The organism is Burkholderia sp. Ax-1720 (genome assembly GCF_011753035.1).
GTDB classification, from domain to species: Bacteria; Pseudomonadota; Gammaproteobacteria; order Burkholderiales; family Burkholderiaceae; genus Burkholderia; species Burkholderia gladioli.
This window is the reverse complement of sequence record NZ_VWWK01000011.1, coordinates 13,504-36,205: the sequence shown is the minus strand read 5'-3', so window position 1 is coordinate 36,205 and position 22,702 is coordinate 13,504. Positions and strand designations below refer to the sequence as shown.

The 22,702-nt window shown below is 69.3% G+C and carries 2 protein-coding genes (1 of these 2 cut by a window edge); both read right to left on the bottom strand.

Features of this window, described 5'->3' with window-relative positions; translation table 11 throughout:
• On the bottom strand, positions 1-6,130 hold the start of the coding sequence (locus F3J18_RS05755; RefSeq protein ID WP_166911883.1) for a non-ribosomal peptide synthase/polyketide synthase. The gene continues 10,796 nt to the left of window position 1, outside the view; the window shows 6,130 of its 16,926 coding nt (coding positions 1-6,130); its start codon is at positions 6,128-6,130; its stop codon lies off the left edge, out of view.
• Positions 6,131-22,702, bottom strand: a complete 16,572-nt coding sequence (locus F3J18_RS05750; RefSeq protein WP_166911881.1) for a non-ribosomal peptide synthetase — start codon at positions 22,700-22,702, stop codon at positions 6,131-6,133.

The following is a 22,702-nucleotide window of genomic DNA, read 5'->3' as shown; positions in this document are numbered from 1 at the left end:
GCACCATGTAGTCGGGCAGCCGGGCGGCGAGCTGCTCGCGCAGCACGTCGATCAACTGCTCGTCGGGCTCGGCCACCACGTAGGCGACCAGGCGCGGGTCCGCGGCCTCGTCGCGCATCAGCACCACGGCTTCGCGGACAGCGGGATGCGCGAGCAGATGCGCCTCGATCCGTGCCGGCTCGACGCGAACACCGCGAATTGCGAGCTGTTGATCAAGGCGGCCGAGGAGTACGAGATTGCCGTCGGGCAGGTAGCGCGCGAGATCGCCGCTGCGGTACATGCGGGCGTTGGCGCGGCCGGCGAACGGATCGTCGAGGAAACGCTCGGCGCTGAGTTCGGGGCGGTTCAGGTAGGCGCGCGCGACGCCGTCGCCGCCCACATACAGTTCGCCCACGGCACCCAGCGGCACGGGCTGGCGATGCGCGTCGAGCAGGTAGAGCTTGCGGCCCGCGATGGGACGCCCGATCGGGTTGCCGCCCCGTCGCGCGTCCTGCGGCCCGAGGGCGTGATGCGTCGCGTGCACGGTGGTCTCCGTGGCACCGTACATGTTGATCAGCCGGGGCAGGGCCTCGTCGTGCTCGGCATGCCAGCGCGGCAGGACGGCGGCGTCGAGCGCGTCCCTGCCGAGGACCACGTAGCGCAGGCGATCGCGTAGCGGGCTCTGCCCGGCCGCGGCGGCCAACGCGGTGAAGGCGCCGGGGGATTGACCGAGCACGGTGACGCCATGCCGGCAGATCAGTCGATGGAGGGCCTCGGGCGTGCCCGCGACCTGATGCGAGGCGATGACCAGCCTTGCGCCGCCGCACAATGCGCCCCAGGTTTCCCAGACCGAGAGGTCCGACGCCGGCGAGTGGAACAGGCACCAGACGTCCTCGGCATCGAGGCGATACGGGGCCGCGGCGGCTTCGAGCAAGCTCGCCACCTGTCGGTGCTCGACCATCACGCCCTTGGGCTTGCCGGTGGAGCCGGAGGTGTAGACCACATAGGCGAGGTGTTGCGAGGCGAGACCGGGCACGACCGGGTTGGTCGCCGGGCGCTCGGGCAGCAGCACGCTCGGGTCGAGCAGACGACGCCCGGCGAGCGCGGCCTCGCCGAGGGCGGCGCGACCGGCGGCATCGGCGAGCACGATGGCCGGATCGGCATCGGCGAGGATCTGGGCCGGATGCTCGCCGGGATAGGCGGGGTCGAGCGGAAGGTAGGCGCCACCGGCCTTGAGGACGGCGAGCAGGCCGACGACCAGGGCGGGAGATCGCTCGACGCAGACGGCCACGCGGGAATCGGGTTGCACGCCGAGGGCGATCAGCTCGTGCGCGAGCCGGTTGGCCTGCTCGTTGAGCTGGACATAGCTGAGCGTTTGCTCCTCGAAGACCAGGGCGACGGCGTCGGGCTTGCGCTCGACCTGCTGTTCGAATTGCCGATGAATGCAAGGCGGCTCGGGATAGTCCGCCTGCGTCGCATTTCCATTGCCCAGCAGCAGCGCGCGCTCCTCGGGCGGCAGGATGTCGACATGATCGAGCGCCTGCGTCTCGTCCCGGGCCATCGCCCGCAGCATGGCCTCCAGGTAAGCGAGATGCCGTTCGATCGTGGCGCGCTCGAACAATGCCGTCGAATAACCGAGCACACCGGCGATCGCCTCGCCGTTCTCCTCCAGCGCCAGTTCCAGGTCGAACTTGACGGTGTCGTAGGACAGCGGCAGCGGGCTCACGTCGAGGTCCGGCAGTTGCAGGGAAGCCGACGAAGCCTGCCGGGTCTGCCAACTGAACATCACCTGGAACAGCGGCGTGTGATTCAGGTTGCGGGACGGGTTGACGATCTCGACGACCTGCTCGAAGGGCAGGTCCTGGTGATCCTGCGCGGCCAGCGCCGCCTGACGCACGCGCGCGAGCAAGGCGGCGGCGTCGGGCGTGCCGGACAGATCCAGGCGCAGCGCCAGCGTGTTGACGAAGAAACCGATCAGCGGCTCGACCTCCTGGCGATTGCGATTCGCGCTGGGCGTGCCGATCACGATGTCCTGCTGGCCCGACAGACGCGCGAGCACGGCGGCCCAGGCGGCCATCACGGTCATGAACAGCGTCACGCCATGCGCTTGCGACAGGCGGCGCAGCGCCGCGGTGAGCCCGGCATCCAGTTGCAGCGGTGCATGGGCGCCGGCGAACGACTGCTGCGCGGGACGGGGATGGTCGGTGGGCAGGTCGAGCCGGACCGGCGCATCGGCGAGCGTGTCGCGCCAATACTCGCCCTGGGCCTGCAGGCGCTCGCCCGACAGCAGTTGTCGATGCCAGGCCGCGTAGTCGGGGTACTGGACCGCCAGCGGCGCGAGCGGATCGGGCCGGCCATCCAGGCAGGCCCGATAGAGCGCCTGCAGTTCGCTGAACAGGACGTCGAAGGACCAGCCGTCCGAGACGATGTGATGCTGGGTCAGCAGGAACGCATGTTCGTCCTCGCTCAGGCGGACCAGGCGAGCGCGGATCAGCGGGCCGTGCTCCAGGTCGAAGGGCGCATGCGCCTCCTGGGCGCTGATGGCCTGCAACTGCTGCTGCGCGTCGGGCGCATCGCGCAGGTCGTGATGCGTGACGGGCAAGGCGGTGCCGACCGGCAGCAGCCGCACCTGCGGCTGGCCCTGGACCGCGACGAATACCGAGCGCAGCGCCTCGTGACGATCGAGCAGGGTGTCGAGCGCGCGCTGCCATGCTGCTTGATCGAGCCTGCCTTGCAGGCGCAGCGCCAGCGGGATGTGATAGGTGGCGCTGACGCCGTCCAGCTGGGCCAGGAACCACAGCCGCTGCTGGGCGAAGGAGAGCGGCAGCTCGCCGTCGCGCGAAATCGGCGTGATGGGCGGCAGCGCGGCGGCGCCCTGCTCCAGCCGGTCGGCAATGATCGTGGCCAGGCCGGCGAGCGTGGGCGAGGCGAACAGGCTGGCGAGAGGCAGCTCGGTGCCGAGCGCGGCGATGCGGCTGATCAGCCGCACGGCGAGCAGGGAATGCCCGCCGAGCGAGAAGAAACCATCGTGGCGGCCGACGCGCTCGACGCCGAGCAGCTCGGCCCAGATTTCGGCGAGCGCGGATTCGATCTCGCCTTGGGGCGCTTCATAAGCCTGACGGGCGAGCGCGGACGAATCCGGCACGGGCAGCGCGCGGCGGTCGAGCTTGCCGTTGGGCGTCAGCGGCAGGGCGTCGAGGCTCACATAGGCGGCCGGCACCATGTAGGCCGGCATGGTGGCGAGCAGGTGCGTGTGCAGCGCCTCGACGTCGAGGGGCGCGTCGAGGCCATCCTCCGGCACGCAGTAGGCGACCACGCGCTTGTTGCCGGGCTGGTCCTCGCGCGCGATGACCACGGCGCTGCGGATCTCGGGCCGAGCCATGATCCGGGCCTCGATTTCGCCGAGCTCGATGCGAAAGCCCCGGATCTTGACCTGGAAGTCGTTGCGGCCGATGAACTCGAGATTGCCGTCGGGCCGATAGCGCACGAGATCGCCGGTGCGATACAGGCGGGCACCGGCCTGGGCGGCGTAGGGGTCGTCGACGAAGCGCTCGGCGCTGAGTTCGGGCCGGTTCAGGTAGCCGCGCACCACGCCGGCCCCGCCGATATACAGCTCGCCCGGCGCGCCGATCGGAACCGGCTCGCCGTGTTCGTCGAGAACGTAGAAGCGGGTGTTCGAGATTGGCCGGCCGATCGGGACGTTCTCGCCCGGCTCGACGCGGTCGACCTCGTACCAGCTGGCGAAGGTCACGGTTTCGGTGGGGCCGTAGACATGCAGCAGGTGCCGCGGCTTGCCGCGCCGCAGCACCTGGGCGACGCATTGCGGATCCACCGCTTCGCCGCCGAACATCAGGTAATGCAGTTCGCTGAAGGCATCGACCGGCTCGCGCGCGATCTGGTTGAACAACGCGGTGGTCAGGAACAGGGCGGTGACCTTGCTCTGCTTGAGCTTCGCGGCCAGCGCGGCAGGCGAGAGCAGGGTTTCCTGCCGGATCACCTCGATGCGCGCGCCGTTCAGCAAGGGAGCCCAGATCTCGAAGGTGGCCGCGTCGAAGGACGTGTTGGAGGCGAGCGCGAAGGCGGCGTCCGGCTGCACCTGGAAATAATTGGTGTCGCGCACCAGCCTGACCACGCCGTGGTGCGGGACCATCACGCCCTTCGGCGTGCCGGTCGAGCCCGAGGTATAGACCACATAGGCGAGGTGCCGCGCGGTGAGGCCCTGCGCCGCCGCGTCGGGGTTGGCGGCGTCGAGGTCGTGCCAGGCGGCTTCGGGATCGTCGAGCAGCACCACCGGGATGGCGGCGCTGCCGGCGATCGAAGCTTGCAGGCGGCGCTGTGTCAGCAGCGCGACCGGTTCGCTGTCCTCGAGCATGAACTGCAGGCGCTCGGCGGGATAACCGGGGTCGAGCGGCACGTAGGCGCCGCCGGCCTTGAGGATGGCGAGCGCGCCGACCACCAGGTCGAGGCTGCGTTCGACGCACAAGGCGACTCGGACGTCGGGGCCCACGCCGAGATCGAGCAGATGATGGGCAAGCCGGTTGGCCCGGGTATTGAGTGCGGCATAGGTGAGCGTGTCGTGGTCGAACGCCACCGCGATCGCATCGGGCGTGTCTAGCGCCTGCGCCTCGAACAGCGAGGCGATGCAGCGTTCCCGCGGGAACGCCGTATCGGTGTCGTTCCATCGATACAGCAACTGGTCGCGCTCGGCCTCGGCGAGCAGCGGCAGCCGGTGCACGGATCGCGCGTCGTTCCGCGTCATGGCGAGCAGCACCGCTCCCAGGTAGGCGACATGCCGTTCCATGGTGGCCGGATCGTACAGCGCCGTCGCGTAGCTGAGCGCGCCGGCGATCTCCTCGCCGTTCTCCTCGAGCGACAGCTCCAGGTCGAACTTGGCCGAATCGTAGGCCAGCGGCAGCGGCGTGACGTCCACGCCCGGCAGCGGCAGCGACTGCCCTTGTCGGGACTGCCAGGCGAACATCGCCTGGAACAGCGGCGTATATCCCAGGCTGCGGGGCGGGTTGACGATCTCGACGACCTGCTCGAAGGGCAGGTCCTGGTGATCCTGCGCGGCCAAGGCGGCCTGGCGCACGCGCGCGAGCAGGGTGGCGGTGTCGGGCGCGCCGGACAGATCCAGGCGCAGCGCCAGCGTGTTGACGAAGAAGCCGATCAGCGGCGCGATTTCGCGGCGGTTGCGGTTCGCGCTGGGGGTGCCGATCACCAGGTCCTGCTGGCCCGACAGACGCGCGAGCACGACGGCCCAGGCGGCCATCACGGTCATGAACAGCGTCACGCCATGGGTTTGCGCCAGGCGCCTGAGCGCCTGCGTGAGCTCGGCGTCGAAGCGCACCGGCACGTGAGCACCGGCGAACGACTGCTGCGCGGGACGAGGCCGATCGGTGGGCAGCTCGAGCAGGACCGGCGCATCGGCGAGCGTGCCGCGCCAGTAGTCGACCTGTGCCTGCAGGCGTTCGCCCGTGAGCCACTGGCGTTGCCAGGCGGCATAGTCGGGATACTGGATGGCCAGCGGCGCGAGCGGATCGGGCAAGCCATCGAGATAAGCGCCATAGAGCGCCTGCAATTCGCGCAGCAGGACCTCGAAGGACCAGCCGTCGGCCACGATGTGATGCTGGGTCAGCAGGAACGCATGTTCGTCCTCGGCCAGGCGGATCAGGCAGCCGCGGATCAGCGGGCCGCGTTCGAGATCGAAGGGGGCATGGGCCTCCTGCGTGCCGATGCGCTGCAACTGCTGCTGCGCGTCGGGCACGTCACGCAGATCGTGACGCGTGATGGGCAGGGCGGTGCCCACCGGCAGCAGCCGCACCTGCGGCTGGCCGCCGATCGCCACGAAGGTCGAGCGCAGCGCCTCGTGACGATCGAGCAGGGTGTCGAGCGCGCGCTGCCATGCTGCTTGATCGAGCCGGCCTCGCAGGCGCAGCGCCAGCGGGATGTGGTAGGTGGCGCTGACGCCGTCGAGCTGGGCCAGGAACCACAGCCGCTGCTGGGCGAACGACAGCGGCAGCTCGGCTTGCCGATCGCTTCGGGCACGCAGCTCGGGTTCGACCGGCTCGGGCTGGCGGGTGTTGCGTTGCTGAAGAATCTTGAGCAGGGCTTCGCGTTTGAGCCGATTGGAGTTATCCGTCAGATTATTCATTTAGGTACCCGCCGATAAAATCTTCAGTAAGTCGTCGTCGGACAGCGAGCCGAGTTCCTGTTCCAGATCCTCGATGTCTCCGTCCGCGTATTGAGCGATCTGCAAGGAGATCAAGGCGTCCGCCAGTTGCGCGAGCAGGGGTTGCTGGTACAGCGTCGCCAGGTGGAATTTCACGCCGAAGGCCTTGCGCAGTTCCTCGATCAGGCGCACGGCGAGCAGCGAGTGGCCGCCGAGCGCGAAGAAGCTGTCGTGGCGGCCGACGCGTTCCACTTCCAGCAGCTCGGCCCAGATCGCGGCCAGCGCGCATTCGGTCTCGCCCTCGGGCGCCTCGTAGGCCTGGCTGGCCAGCGCGGCCTGGTCCGGCGCCGGCAGCGCGCGGCTGTCGAGCTTGCCATTGGGCGTCAGGGGCAGCGCGTCGAGCCGCACGAAGGCAGCGGGCACCATGTAGTCGGGCAGTTGCGCCGCGAGGTGATCGCGCAGCGCGCCGGCCAGCAGCGGGTCGTGTCCGGCCACCACGTAGGCGACCAGGCGCTTGTCGGCCGCCTCGCCGAGCGCGAGCACCACCGCCTCGCGCACGGCCGGATGCGCGGCCAGGCGCGCCTCGATTTCGCCGAGCTCGATGCGGAAGCCGCGGATCTTGACCTGGTGATCGTTGCGGCCGAGGAACACCAGGCTGCCGTCGGGCAGGTAGCGCGCGAGGTCGCCGGTGCGATACATGCGGGCATCGGCCTGCTCGACGAAGGGATCGTCGAGGAAACGCTCGGCATTGAGTTCGGGGCGGTTGAGATAGCCGCGCGCGACGCCGTCGCCGCCGATATGCAGCTCGCCGACCGCGCCCAGCGGCACCGGCTGGCGATGCGCGTCGAGCAGGTAGAGCCTCAGGTCGGGAATCGGCCGCCCGATCGGGCTGCCGCCCTGCTGGGCGTCGCTCGGGCCGAGCGCGCGATAGGTGACGTGCACGGTGGTCTCGGTGATGCCGTACATATTGACCAACTGGGGCGGGTTCGCGTCGCGCCCGGCGTACCAGCTCTGCAGGATGCTGGGTTCGAGTGCTTCGCCGCCGAAGACCACGTAGCGCAGCCGGTCCGGCAAGGGGTTCTGCCGTGCGGCGGCGATGAAGGTCTTGAAGGCGCTGGGGGTCTGGTTGAGTACGGTGACGCCATGCCGGCAGACCAGTCGATGGAAGGCTTCGGGCGAGCGCGCGACCGGGTGCGGCACGATGAGCAGGGTGCCGCCGTGGCGCAATGCCCCCCAGATTTCCCAGACCGAGAAGTCGAAGGCGAACGAGTGGAACAGGCACCAGACGTCCCGCTCGTCGAAGCGATACCAGTGCGCGGTGGCTTCGAACAGGCGTTCCACCTGGCGATGCTCGACCATCACGCCCTTGGGCTTGCCGGTGGAGCCGGAGGTGTAGATCACATAGGCGAGGTGATGCGAAGCGAGGCCGGGCACGCTCGGGTTGCCGGCCGGGCGTTCGGGCAGCGCATTGGGGTCGAGCACATGACGCCTGGCCAGCGCGGCCTCGCCGAGGGCGGCACGACCGGCCGCATCGGCGAGCACGATGGCGGGATCGGCATCGGCGAGGATGTGGGCCAGCCGCTCGCCGGGATATACCGGGTCGAGCGGCACATAGGCGCCGCCGGCCTTGAGGATGGCGAGCAGGCCGACGACGATCGCCGGCGATCGCTCCACGCTGAGGGCGACGCGCGTGTCGGGCTGCACGCCGAGCGCGATCAGTTCGTGCGCGAGCCGGTTGGCCCGGGCGTTGAGCTGGGCATAGCTGAGCGTTTGCTCCTCGAAGACGAGCGCGACGGCATCGGGCGTGCGCTCGGCCTGCCGCTCGAACTGCTGGTGCGAACACCGATCCGACGCAAAGCGCCGCGCCGCTTCGTTCCAGTTGTTCAGCAACAGCGCGCGTTCCTCGGGCGGCAGGATCTCCAGTTGCCGGACCGGCAGCGCCGGCGTCTCGTCGAGCGCGTCGGCCAGGCTCGCCAGGGCTTGCGCGAGGTAGGCGTTCACGCGCGCGGCATCGAGCGTGTCGACCACCTGGGCGGTCAGGCCCAGGCTGTCGCCGAAGTCCTCCACCGAGAGCGTGAGGGGGTAGTTGGTACGTTCCTCCGCATGGAGGAACTCGATGCCGGAATCGGCGTTTTCCTGATCGACGGCCACCACGTTGTGACGGTAGTTCAGCAGCGCGCTGAACAGGGGCGAGCCGGCGGGCACGCCGCTGCATTGCTGCGCGAGCGCGAGCGAGGCGTGTTCGTGATCGATCAGGCTGGCCAGCAGCGTATGCGTGTGGCGCACCGCCTGCTCCACGCCGGTCTCGCCCAGGTCCATGCGCAGGGGCAGGGTGTTGATGAACAGGCCCATGGCCTGGTCGGCGCCCGCGCCTCCCTGCATGCGCCCGAACATGACGGTGCCGAACACGACGCGATCCTGTCCGCTGGCCCGAGCGAGCACTTGCGCCCAGGCCAGGTGGCACAGGCTCGCCAGGCTCACGCCCAGGCGCCGTGCCTGCGCGCGCAGGCGGTCGTTCAGCGCCTGCGGCAGCATGCGATGGGCTTCGATGACGCGCGAGCCGTCGAGATGCACCTCGGTAAGGCCGAACGGCAAGGTGGGTTCCTCGACATCGGCCAGCATGGCGCGGAAGAACGTTTCGTGCTCCTGCCGACTCACGCCGAGGTGCGCCTGCGCCACGAGGTTGCGGAACGGTTGCGGCGACGGCAACTGGGCGGTGCGTTGCGCCAGGATGGCCTGCACCTCGCGATGCAGGATCTCCGTGGTGGAGTGATCGCCGATCAGGTGATGCAGCAGCTCGATCAGCAGCCAGCGGCCTTGCTCGTTCCGGGCGGCGGCGAAGCGCAGCAGCGGGGCTTGGCCCAGGTCGATGCGGTGCTCGCGCGGATCGAAGTGCCGGGCTAGTTGCTCGGCGACGGGGCCGTCGACGGGATCGAATTCCAGTTCGGTGAGGATCAGCGGCGCCTCGCGCAACACGACTTGCGCGGGGCGAGACAGGCCTTCCCAGAAGAAGGCGGTGCGCAGGATGTCGTGCCGGGCGATCACCTGCTGCACGGCATCGAGATAGCGATCCAGGTGCTCGCGCGAGGCGAAGGCGACCTGGCGGATCAGCAGGTAGGGGTCGCCGCGGGTGGCGAGCAGATGGTGGAAGAGGATGCCGTCCTGCAGTGGGGAGAGCGCGTAGATGTCCTGGATGGCGCTCACGCCGCCCGGCACCTGCTGGACCAGATGGTCGATCTCGGGCTGGGTGAGGCTGACGAGGGGCAGCAACTCGGGCGTGATCGCTTGGGTCTCGCGCGTGATCAGGTTGTCGGGCACCTGGATTTCGCGGGATTGTCCGCGTTGCTGCTCCAGGCGCTGGGCGAGCGCGCTCAGGTCGGAGGTCTGGAACAGGTCGCGGACAGCCAATCCCAGTCCTCGCTGGCGCAGTTGTTCGGTCAGCCGCACGGCGAGCAGGGAATGCCCGCCGAGTGCGAAGAAACTGTCATGGCGGCCGACACGCTCGACATCGAGCAACTCGGCCCAGATCTCGGCAAGCGCGGATTCGATCTCGCCCTGGGGCGCTTCATAAGCCTGACGAGCAAGCGCGGACGAATCGGGCGCGGGCAGCGCGCGGCGATCGAGCTTGCCGTTGGGGCTGAGCGGCAGGGCATCGAGCCGCACGAAGGCAGTGGGCACCATGTAGTCGGGCAGTTGCGCGGCGAGGTGATCGCGGATGGCGCCGATCAACTGCTCGTCGTGCTCGGCCACGACATAGGCGACCAAACGCTTGTCGGCGCCTTCGCCGAGTGCGAGCACGACCGCCTCGCGCACGGCGGGATATTCCGCGAGCCGAGCCTCGATCTCGCCGAGCTCGATTCGGAAACCACGGATCTTGACCTGGAAGTCGTTGCGGCCGAGGTATTCGATATTGCCGTCGGGCAGGTAGCGGGCGAGATCGCCGGTGCGATACATGCGAGCGTCGACATCACTGGCGAAGGGGTCGCGCACGAAGCGCTCGGCGGTGAGTTCGGGGCGGTTGAGATAGCCGCGCGCGACGCCCACGCCGCCGATGCAGAGTTCGCCGGGCACGCCCAGCGGCACCAGCCGGCCGTGCGCGTCGAGCAGATGAATCCGCGCATGAGGAATCGGCTTGCCCAAGGGCACCGGCGCGTCGTGGTAAGTCTCCAGTTCCGGCGACAGCACATGCCAGCCGGCCACGTCGCTGCATTCGGTCGGGCCGTAGCTGTTGACGAACACCGGCCGCGGCGCGGCGATGCCGGCGAGCTTGGCCGCCTGGATCGGTTCGCCGCCGAGCACGACGCGGCGCAGGCGAGCGAGGTCGTGGCCGGTATCGGCGTCGATCAGCGCATGGAAGGCGCTCGGCGACAGGTTGAGGTGATCGATGCCCTCGCCGCGGATCTGCGCCAGGATCGAGGCCGGCTCGAAGCGCGGCCTGGCCAGATGCAGGCTGCCGCCCACCATCAGCGGGCCGAGCAGGTTCTTCTGCGTCAGGTCGAAGTTGTGCGAGGTGACGATCAGCACCGTGTCCTCGGCCCCGAGCCCGACCTCTCCGAGATACCAGCTCATCAGATTGGCGAGGCCGCGATGCTCGACCATGACGCCTTTGGGCGTGCCGGTGGAGCCGGAGGTGTAGATCACATAGGCGAGGTGCCGCGACGTCAAACCCGGCACGACCGGGTTCGTCGCGGGGCGATCGGGCAGCGCATTCGGGTCGAGCTGGCGACGCCCTGCCAGCGCGGCCTCGCCTAGGGCGGCACGGCCGGCGGCATCGACGAGCACGATGTCGGGATCGGCATCGGCGAGGATATGGGCCAGTCGCTCGCCGGGATAGGCGGGGTCGAGCGGGACGTAGGCGCCGCCGGCCTTGAGGACGGCGAGCAGGCCGACGACCATCGCGATCGAACGCTCGACGCAGAGGGCGACGAGCGAATCGGGCCGCACGCCGAGCGCGATCAGCTCGTGCGCGAGCCGGTTGGCGCGCTCGTTGAGCTGGGCATAACCGAGCGTTTGCTCCTCGAAGACGAGCGCGGCGGCATCGGGCGTGCGCTCGGCCTGTCGTTCGATGTGCCGATGAACGCAAGACGCCTCGGCTGGCGTGTCGAGGCCGGGATTCCAGGCGTCGAGCAATAGCGCGCGTTCCTCGGGCGGCAGGATTTCCAGTTGCCGGACCGGTAGCGCAGGCGTCCGGTCGAGTGCCTCGGCCAGGCTTTCCAGTGCCTGGACGAGGTAGTTCCCGACGCGTTCGGCATCGAGCCTGTCCACCACCTGGGTGGTCACGCCCAGGGCATTGCCGAAGTCCTCCACGGCAAGCGTGAGCGGATAGTTGGTGCGTTCCTCTCCATGCAGGAAGTCGATCCCCGACTCGGCGTTTTCCTGCTCGACCGCCACCACGTTGTGGCGGTAGTTCAGCAGCGCGCTGAACAGCGGCGAGCCGGCGGGCACGCCGCTGCATTGCTGGGCCAGCGCGAGCGAGGCGTGTTCGTGGTCGAGCAGGCTGGCCAGCAGCGAGTGCGTGTCGTGCACCGCCTGCTCCACGCCGGTATCGTCGAGATCCACGCGCAGGGGCAGGGTGTTGATGAACAGGCCCATCGCCTGGTCGGCGCCCGCACCGCCCTGCATCCGGCCGAACAGCACGGTGCCGAACACGACGCGATCCTGCCCGCTGGCGCGGGCGAGCACCTGTGCCCAGGCGAGGTGGCACAGGCTCGCCAGGCTCACGCCCAGGCGCCGTGCCTGCGCGCGCAACTGGTCGTTCAGTGCCTGCGGCAGCATGCGCTGGGCCTCGACCACCCGCGAGCCGTCGAGGTGCACCTCGGTGAGGCCGAAGGGCAGCGTGGGCTCCTCGACATCGCCCAGCATGGCGCGGAAGAAAGCTTCGTGCTCCTGCTGACTCACGCCGAGATGCGCCTGCGCCACCAGGTTGCGGAATGGTTGCGGGGGCGACAACTGGTCGGCGCGTCCGGCCAGGATGGCTTGCACCTCGCGGTGCAGTATCTCCATGGTGGAGTGATCGCCGATCAGGTGATGCAGCAGCTCGACCAGCAGCCAGCGGCCCTGTTCGTCCCGGGCGGCGGCGAAGCGCAGCAGCGGCGCCTGGCCCAGGTCGATGCGATGCTCGCGCGGATCGAAGCGTCGGGCCAGTTGCTCGGCCACGGGCCCCTCGGCGGGATCGAGGCTCAATTCGGTGAACGCGAGCGGCGCGTCGCGCCATACCACCTGTGCCGGACGGGACAAGCCTTCCCAGACGAAGGCGGTGCGCAGCACGTCGTGACGCGCGATCACCAGTTGCACGGCATCGAGGTAACGATCCAGGTGCTCGCGCGAGGCGAAGGCCACCTGGAGGATCAACAGATAGGGGTCGCCGCGGGTGGCCAGCAGATGGTGGAAGAGGATGCCGTCCTGCAGCGGGGAAAGCGCGTAGATGTCCTGGATGGCGCTCACGCCGCCCGGCACCTGCTGGACCAGATGATCGATCTCGGGCTGGGTGAGGCTGACGAGGGGCAGCAGTTCGGGGGTGATCGCCTGGGTATCGCGCGTGATCAGGTTGTCGGGCACCTGGATTTCGCGGGATTGCCCGCGCTGCTGTTCCAGACGCTGGGCGAGCGCGCTCAGGACCGGCGCCTGGAACAGGTCGCGCACGGCCAGGCTCAAGCCTCGCTGGCGCAGTTGCTCGGTCAACTGCACGGCGAGCAGGGAATGCCCGCCGAGCGCGAAGAAGCTGTCGTGACGACCGACGCGCTCGATGTCGAGCAGCGTGGCCCAGATTTCGGCGAGCGCGGATTCGATCTCGCCTTGGGGCGCTTCGTAGGCCTGCCTGACCAGCGCGGACTGATCCGGCGCGGGCAGCGCGCGACGATCGAGCTTGCCATTGGGTGTCAGCGGCAGCGCATCGAGCCGCACGAAGGCGGTGGGCACCATGTAGTCGGGCAGTTGCGCGGCGAGGTGATCGCGGAGCGCGCCGATCAACTGCTCGTCATGCTCGGCCACCACGTAGGCGACCAGGCGCTTGTCGGCGCCGTCGCCGATCGCGAGCACGACTGCCTCGCGCACCGCGGAATGCGCGGCCAGCCGGGCCTCGATCTCGCCGAGCTCGATCCGGAAGCCGCGGATCTTGACCTGGTGATCGTTACGGCCAAGGAAGACGATATTGCCGTCGGGCAGATAGCGGGCGAGGTCGCCGCTGCGATACATGCGAGCGCCTGGGCGCGGGTCGAACGGGTCGTCGAGGAAGCGCTCGGCGGTGAGCTCGGGACGGTTGAGATAGCCGCGCGCGAGGCCATCGCCGCCGATATGGAGTTCGCCGACCGCGCCCAGCGGCACGGGCTGCCCGTGCGCGTCGAGCAGGTAGATGCGGGTGTTGGCGATGGGCTTGCCGATCGGGATCGTCTCGCCGGTGAAGCCTGTCGGACATTGCCAGAGCGTCGCGCAAACAGTGCTTTCGGTCGGGCCGTAGGCGTTGAAGACGACATGGTGCTCGGCGAGGGCCTGGAACAGGCCGGGCCCGGGGGCTTCGCCGGCGAGGATCAAGGTCAGGGCGAGCTCGGGATCGAGCACGGCGCTGTCGCCTTGGAGCAGGGCCGGCGGCAGGGTGGCGTGGGTGATCCGGTGCTGCTCGAGGTAGCGCAGCAGGGCGGCGCGGTCCTTGAGCAGGGCGGTGAAGGGCAGGTAGAGCGTGGCGCCGCAACCCAGGGCCATGACGACTTCCCAGACACTGGCATCGAAGGCGCAGGAGGCGAACTGGAGGATCCGGCTGCTGGGCAGGATGGAGAAGTTCTGGCGCTGGAGTTGAGCGAGGTTGAGCGTTCCGCGGTGCTCGACCATTACGCCCTTGGGCTTGCCGGTGGAGCCCGAGGTGTAGATCACATAGGCGAGGTGCCGCGAGGTGAGGCCGGGCACGACGGGGTTGGACGCAGGGTGCTCGGGCAGCGCGTCGGGGTCGAGCAGGCGGCGGCCGTCGAGCGCGGCCTCGCCGAGGGCGGCGCGGCCGGCGGCATCGGCGAGCACGATGGCGGGATCGGCATCGGCGAGGATGTAGGCCAGGCGCTCGGGAGGATAGGCGGGGTCGAGCGGGAGATAGGCGCCGCCGGCCTTGAGGATGGCGAGCAGGCCGATGACGAGGGCCGGCGAACGCTCGACGCAGAGGGCGACGCGGGAATCGGGCCGCACGCCGAGGGCGATCAGCTCGTGCGCGAGCCGGTTGGCCTGGGCGTTGAGCTGGGCATAGCTGATCGCGCGATCCTCGAAGACGAGGGCGACGGCATCGGGTGTGTGTTCGGCATGCAGCTCGAACTGGTGGTGCAGGCAGAGCTCGGCGGGATAGGCCTGCTCGGTGGCGTTCCAGGTGTGCAGCAGCAGCTCGCGTTCCTCGGGCGGCAGGATGTCGAAACTGTCGATCGCTCGTGCTTCGTCGCGCACCATTGCCAGCAGCATCGCGCGCAGATAGACGAGCTGCCGCTCGATCGTGCCCGGTTCGAACAGCGCCGTCGAATAGTTGAGGGTGCCGGCGATGTCATGCCCGCTTTCCTCGAGCGCCAGCTCCAGATCGAAATTCACCGCGTCATAGGCCAGCGGCAGCGGCGTCGCCTCCAGTCCCGGCAGGTCCAGCGAGGCGCCTTGTCGGGATTGCCAAGCGAACATCACCTGGAACAGCGGGGCATGGCCCAGGTTGCGCGGCGGGTTGACGATCTCGACCACCTGCTCGAATGGCAGGTCCTGGTGGTCCTGCGCGGCCAGCGCCGCCTGGCGCACGCGCGCGAGCAGGGTGGCGGCGTCGGGCGCGCCGGACAGATCCAGTCGCAGTGCCAGCGTGTTGACGAAGAAGCCGATCAGCGGCTCGACCTCCTGGCGATTGCGATTCGCGCTGGGCGTGCCGATCACGATGTCCTGCTGGCCCGACAGCCGCGCGAGCACGGCGGCCCAGGCGGCCATCACGATCATGTACGGCGTGACGCCATGGGTTTGCGCGAGGCGCCTGAGCGCCTGCGTGAGTTCGGCGTCGAAGCGCACCGGCACATGGGCGCCGACGAAGGATTGCTGCGCGGGACGGGGGCGATCGGTGGGCAGGTCGAGCAGGACCGGCGCATCGGCGAGCGTGTCGCGCCAGTAGTCGACCTGGGCCTGCAGGCGTTCGCCCGTGAGCCACTGGCGCTGCCAGGCGGCGTAGTCGGGATACTGGATGGCCAGCGGCGCGAGCGGATCGGGCCGGCCGTGCAGGTAAGCGTGATAGAGCGCCTGCAGCTCGCCGAGCAGCACGTCCAGGGACCAGCCGTCCGAGACGATGTGATGCTGGGTCAGCAGGAACGCATGCTCGCTCTCGCTCAAGCGGATCAGGCGGGCGCGGATCAGCGGGCCCTGTTCGAGATCGAAGCCGGCATGGACTTCCTGGCTGCTGATGGCCTGCAGTTGCTGCCGGGCGTCGGGCGCGCCGCGCAGATCGTGGTGCGTGACGGGCAAGGCGGTGCCGACCGGCAGCAGCCGCACTCGCGGCTGGCCCTGGACGGTGACGAACACCGAGCGCAGCGCCTCGTGGCGATCGAGCAGGGTGTCGAGCGCGCGCTGCCATGCAGCTTGATCGAGCCGGCCTTGCAGGCGCAGCGCCAGCGGCATGTGATAGGTGGCGCTGACGCCGTCGAGTTGGGCCAGGAACCACAGCCGCTGCTGGGAGAACGACAAGGCCAGCTCGCCCTCGCGCGCCAGCGGCGTGATGGGCGGCAGGGCGACGGCGCCCTGGTGCCCGCGCTCGGCAATGACCGAGGACAGGCCCGCGAGGGTCGGGGACGCGAACAGGCTGGCCAGCGGTAGTTCGACACCCAGCGCGGCGATGCGGCTGATCAGTTGCACGGCGAGCAGGGAATGCCCGCCGAGCGCGAAGAAGCTGTCGTGACGACCGACGCGCTCGATGTCGAGCAGCGTGGCCCAGATTTCGGCGAGCGCGGATTCGATCTCGCCTTGCGGCGCTTCATAGGCCTGCCTGACCAGCGCGGACTGATCCGGCGCGGGCAGCGCGCGACGATCGAGCTTGCCATTGGGTGTCAGCGGCAGCGCATCGAGCCGCACGAAGGCGGTGGGCACCATGTAGTCGGGCAGTTGCGCGGCGAGGTGATCGCGGATCGCGCCGATCAACTGCTCGTCATGCTCGGCCACCACGTAGGCGACCAGGCGCTTGTCGGCGCCGTCGCCGATCGCGAGCACGACTGCCTCGCGCACCGCGGAATGCGCGGCCAGCCGGGCTTCGATCTCGCCGAGCTCGATCCGGAAGCCGCGGATCTTGACCTGGTGATCGTTACGACCGAGGAAGACGATATTGCCGTCGGGCAGATAGCGGGCGAGGTCGCCGCTGCGATACATGCGAGCGCCTGGGCGCGGGTCGAACGGGTCGTCGAGGAAGCGCTCGGCGGTGAGCTCGGGGCGGTTGAGGTAGCCGCGCGCGAGGCCGTCGCCGCCGATATGGAGTTCACCGACCGCGCCCAGCGGTACGGGCTGCCCGTGCGCGTCGAGCAGGTAGATGCGCGTGTTGGCGATGGGCTTGCCGATCGGGATCGTCTCGCCGGTGAAGCCTGGCGGACACCGCCAGAGCGTCGCGCAAACAGTGCTTTCGGTCGGGCCGTAGGCGTTGAAGACGACATGGTGCTCGGCGAGGGCCTGGAACAGGCCGGGCCCGGGGGCTTCGCCGGCGAGGATCAAGGTCAGGGCGAGCTCGGGATCGAGCATGGCGCTGTCGCCTTGAAGCAGGGCCGGCGGCAGGGTGGCGTGGGTGATCCGGTGCTGCTCGAGGTAGCGCAGCAGGGCGGCGCGGTCCTTGAGCAGGGCGGTGAAGGGCAGGTAGAGGGTGGCACCACAACCCAGGGCCATGACGACTTCCCAGACGCTGGCGTCGAAGGCGCAGGAGGCGAACTGGAGGATCCGGCTGCTGGGCAGGATGGAGAAGTTCTGGCGCTGGAGTTGGGCGAGGTTGAGCGTTCCGCGGTGCTCGACCATCACGCCCTTGGGCTTGCCGGTGGAGCCGGAGGTGTAGATCACATAAGCGAGGTGCCGCGAGGTGAGGCCGGACACGACGGGGTTGGACGCGGGGTGCTCGGGCAGCGTGTCGGGGTCGAGCAGGCGGCGGCCGTCGAGCGCGGCGTGGCCGAGGGCGGCGCGGCCGGCGGCATCGGCGAGCACGATGGCGGGATCGGCATCGGCGAGGATATAGGCCAGGCGCTCGGGAGGATAGACGGGGTCGAGCGGGAGATAGGCGCCGCCGGCCTTGAGGATGGCGAGCAGGCCGATGACGAGGGCCGGCGAACGCTCGACGCAGAGGGCGACGCGGGAATCGGGCCGCACGCCGAGGGCGATCAGCTCGTGCGCGAGCCGGTTGGCCTGGGCGTTGAGCTGGGCATAGCTGATCGCGCGATCCTCGAAGACGAGGGCGACGGCATCGGGGGTGTGTTCGGCATGCAGCTCGAACTGGTGGTGAAGGCAGAGCTCGGCGGGATAGGCCTGCTCGGTGGCGTTCCAGGTGTGCAGCAGCAGCTCGCGTTCCTCGGGCGGCAGGATCTCCAACTGCCGGACCGGCATCGCCGGCGTCCCATCGAGTGCCTCGACCACGCTGACGAGCGCCTGCTCGAAATAAGCGCAAAGGCGCTTCGCATCGAAGGGATCGACCAACTGGGCGATCAGGACCAGGGCGTGCCCGAAATCCTCCACCGACATCGAGAACGGGTAATTGGAGCGCTCCTGGACGCTCAGGAACTCCAGGCCGATGGCCTGATCGTCTTCGTTGACCGAAACCGTGCTGTGCACGTAGTTCAGCAGCGCGCTGAACAGCGGCGAGCCGGCGGGCACGCCGCTGCATTGCTGCGCGAGCGCGAGCGAGGCGTGTTCGTGATCGATCAGGCTGGCCAGCAGCGCGTGCGTGTCGCGCACCGCCTGCTCCACGCCGGTCTCGCCCAGGTCCATGCGCAAGGGCAACGTGTTGATGTACAGGCCCATGGCCTGGTCGGCGCCTTCACCGGCTTGCATGCGGCCGAACATGACGGTGCCGAACACGACGCGATCCTGTCCGCTGGCGCGAGCGAGCACTTGCGCCCAGGCCAGGTGGCACAGGCTCGCCAGGCTCACGCCCAGGCGTCGTGCCTGCGCGCGCAAACGGTCGTTCAGGGGCGATGGCAGCGTGTGATGCGCTTCGTTGAGCCGGGAGCCGTCGAGATGCACCTCGGTGAGGCCGAAGGGCAGCGTGGGTTCGTCCACCTCGGCCAGCATGGCGCGGAAGAAGTTTTCATGCTCCTGCTGGCTCACGCCGAGACGCGCTTGCGCGATCGCGTTGCGGAACGGCTGGGCCGGCAGCAACCGGGCGGCGTGTCCGGCCAGAATGGCGCGGACTTCCCGGTGCAGGATCTCGACGGTGGAGTGATCGCCGACCAGGTGATGCAGCCGCTCGATCAGCAGCCAGCGGCCTTGCTCGTCCCGGGCGGCGGCGAAGCGCAGAAGCGGGGCCTGGCCCAGGTCGATGCGGTGCTCGCGCGGATCGAAGTGCCGGGCCAGTTGCTCGGCGACGGGGCCGTCGACGGGATCGAATTCCAGTTCGGTGAGGATCAGCGGCGCCTCGCGCAACACGACTTGCGCGGGGCGAGACAGGCCTTCCCAGAAGAAGGCGGTGCGCAGGATGTCGTGCCGGGCGATCACCTGCTGCACGGCATCGAGATAGCGATCCAGGTGCTCGCGCGAGGCGAAGGCGACCTGGCGGATCAGCAGGTAGGGGTCGCCGCGGGTGGCCAGCAGATGGTGGAAGAGGATGCCGTCCTGCAGCGGGGAGAGCGCGTAGATGTCCTGGATGGCGCTCACACCGCCGGGAATCTGCTGGACCAGATGATCGATCTCGGGCTGGGTGAGGCTGACGAGGGGCAGCAGCTCGGGGGTGATCGCCTGGGTATCGCGCGTGATCAGGTTGTCGGGCACCTGGATTTCGCGGGATTGTCCGCGTTGCTGCTCCAGGCGCTGGGCGAGCGCGCTCAGGTCGGAGGTCTGGAACAGGTCGCGGACAGCCAGTCCCAGCCCTCGCTGGCGCAGTTTTTCGGTCAGCCGGACGGCGAGCAGGGAATGCCCGCCGAGTGCGAAGAAACTGTCATGGCGGCCGACACGCTCGACATCGAGCAACTCGGCCCAGATCTCGGCAAGCGCGGATTCGATCTCGCCCTGGGGCGCTTCATAAGCCTGACGAGCAAGCGCGGACGAATCGGGCGCGGGCAGCGCGCGGCGATCGAGCTTGCCGTTGGGGCTGAGCGGCAGGGCATCGAGCCGCACGAAGGCGGTGGGCACCATGTAGTCGGGCAGTTGCGCGGCGAGGTGGTCGCGGATCGCGCCGATCAACTGCTCGTCGTGCTCGGCCACGACATAGGCGACCAGGCGCTTGTCGGCGCCGTCGCCGATCGCGAGCACGACCGCCTCGCGCACGGCGGGATATTCCGCGAGCCGCGCCTCGATCTCGCCGAGCTCGATTCGGAAGCCGCGGATCTTGACCTGGAAGTCATTGCGGCCGAGGTATTCGATATTGCCGTCGGGCAGGTAACGCGCGAGATCGCCGGTGCGATACATGCGCGCTTCGGCATCACCGGCGAAGGGATCGCGCACGAAGCGCTCGGCGGTGAGTTCGGGCCGATTGAGATAGCCGCGCGCGACGCCCACGCCGCCGATATGCAGCTCGCCGACCGCGCCCAGCGGCACGGGCTGCCCGTGCTCGTCGAGCAGGTAGATCCGCGTATTGGCGATCGGGCGGCCGATGGGGACCGTCGAGCCGGCATAGTCCGGCGGGCAGGTCCAGGCGGTCACGTCGATCGCGGCCTCGGTCGGCCCGTAGAGATTGTGGATCCGCGCGGCGGGCAACAAGGCCTGGCAGCGCCGGATCGCGGCAACGGGCAGGGCCTCGCCGCTACAGACGAGCCGCTGCAGGGAGGTACAAGCCTGGACCCCCTCGGTGCCCAGGAAGATATTAAGCATCGAGGGGACGAAGTGGGCGGTGGTGATGCGCTGGCGGCCGATGAGCGCGATCAGGGCTTCGGGGTCGCCCTGTATGCCGGGTGCGGCGACGACGAGGGTGGCGCCGTTGAGCAGGGTCCAGAAGAATTCCCAGACGGAAACGTCGAAGCCGAAGGGGGTCTTCTGCAGGACGCGATCGGAGGCGTCGAGAGCGTAGGCGCGCTGCATCCAGTCGAGGCGATTGACGAGCGCGCGATGCTCGTTCTGTGCGCCTTTGGGCTTGCCGGTGGAGCCTGAGGTGTAGATGACGTAGGCGAGGTGTCGAGAAGTCAGGCCCGGCACGACGGGGTTGCTCGTGGGGCGCTCGGGCAGCGGCGCGTCGGGGTCGAGCCCATGACGCCCGTCGAGCGCGTCCTGGCCGAGGGCGGCACGGCCGGCGTCGTCGAGGAGCACGATGCCGGGATCGGCATCGATGAGGATGTGAGCGAGTCGCTCGCCGGGATAGGCGGGGTCGAGGGGGACGTAGGCGCCGCCGGCCTTGAGGATGGCGAGCAGTCCGACGACCATGGCGCTGGAGCGTTGGAGGCAGATGCCGACGCGGGAATCGGGTTGCACGCCGAGGGCGATGAGCTTGTGCGCGAGCTGGTTGGCGCGCTCGTTGAGCTGGGCATAGCTGAGGGTTTGCTCCTCGAAGACGAGGGCGACGGCGTCGGGCGTGCGCTCGACCTGCTGCTCGAATTGCTGGTGAAGGCAGACGTCCTCGGGATAGGGCGTGCTGGTGGCGTTCCACTCATGCAGCAACAGCGCGCGCTCGGCTTCCGGCAGCAGCCTGGCCTGTCCAACCGGCATGTCGGCACCGTTCGCATCCGACAGGCTTTGCGCGAGTTCGCGCAGATGCGTGCTCATGCGTTCGATTTGTTCGGCATCCAGACGATTCGCGTCGTGAATCCAGCGGAATGCCCCGTCCGCTCGAACCTGCAGCGTGAGCAGCGTGCCGGCGACGCCGGCATCGACCGTGGATTCGTCGGGCTCGGCGTCCTGGTCGAGCAGGTGCAGGCCGATCGTCCAGGGATCGGCGGAGCTCGCCGAGGCCGGCGAGCGCAACTCGGGATACCTGTCGACGAGATCGCGGGCAAATCCCGGATTGCGGCCAAGCTGCGCCAACTCGGCTGCCACGTTCGACAGGACCGACGACCAGGTTTGGGCTGCGTCGATGCTCAATTCGATCGGAACGATCGGCGCGAGATAGCCCAAGGTCCGCAGTGCCGCCGGCTCATGCGCGCCGCGCCACCCGAGCTGGAGCGTCGACTCGCCGGTCAGCCTCGCCAGATAGACGGCGAACAGCGCCGGCAGTTCACCGGTCCGAGGCGGGCTTGCCCGGTCCGCAAGCCATGATTGCCACGGGCTCGCGGCCCATTGCGGTGCGGCGTGGCTCGCCGCTTTCTCGAAGGGCAATTGCAGTGCCGCGCGGCGTGCCAGCCGCGCTGCCCAGAAGGCCTCGCGATCGGCCAGCGCCTGCCGGGTTTCGAGCAGCGCGCTGGTCTGCGCCTCGCTCAAGGACGCCAGCCGCGCGCCTTCCGAGAGCCCGGCTTCGTTGGCCAGCGCCTGCGGCAGTCGCGGCTCGCCCTCGAGCGTGCTGAAGCCGCCGATCAGCAGGTCCTCGCTGCCGCTGGCGACTTGCCAGCCGTCCTGTCGAAGGGCGACCAGGCTGCCGGCCGGCAGGCCCGAGCGTCGATCCAGCCGCTCGATGCGCGACAGGCGCACGCTGTGGCCATCGCCAAGCAGGAGCTTCGCGCAGCCGAGCGGGTTGGGGCGATGTTCCCCGAAGTCCAGGGCGCGTACCAGGGTGCAAAGTGCCTGCGCGCTGTCCCGCCAGTCGAGGTAGGCGCCCGCGGGCAGCCGGCCGGACACGGCGGGAACATCGTCGCGCGGCTGATGCGGGGATTCGTGCGGGGATTCGGCGAACGCGGGCAGGGTTCCTCGATCCAGGGCAGCCAGGAGTTCGACGAAACCCGCTTTCGCGGCCTGCTCGCACTTAAGCGTCAGCGAGCGCGTGCTGTCGTCGGCATCGATGGCAACCGGGCAGGATATCGCCGCGGGCCCCGCCTGCCCGCGCGCGTCGACGGCATGCCAGCCGGCCGCATGTTGGGTTTGCCGCGCCAGCAGCGCCGAGACGATGGCATGGGGCGCCGCGTCGGCCCGCGACGAGGGCCGCGCGTGACGATAGGCGAAACGGCCCCGGCGCACGCGCTCCAGCAGCGCGGCCGGCAAGGCCGGCTCGCTGTCCACCGTGAACAACCAGTCGATCCCGCGCGTCGCCAGGGCCGCATCCAGGGCTTCGGCGCTGGCCGCGCAAGGGATCCCGTGGCGCGCGGCCCAGGCCTGCAGCAGCGCGTCGCTCGACAGGATCGCTTCCAGCGAATGCCCGGCCGCGAGGATGTGCGCGGCGCAGTCGGCCGTCAGCGCGCCGTCCCCGGCGAGCATGCATGAATGACGGACCAGGGCTGAAGGGGAGGCATGGTCCTGCTCGTGATGCGGCGTCGAAGGATTCGCGCCGGCGCCCATGACGTCTTCGATTTTTGTGATTCGGTCATTCAT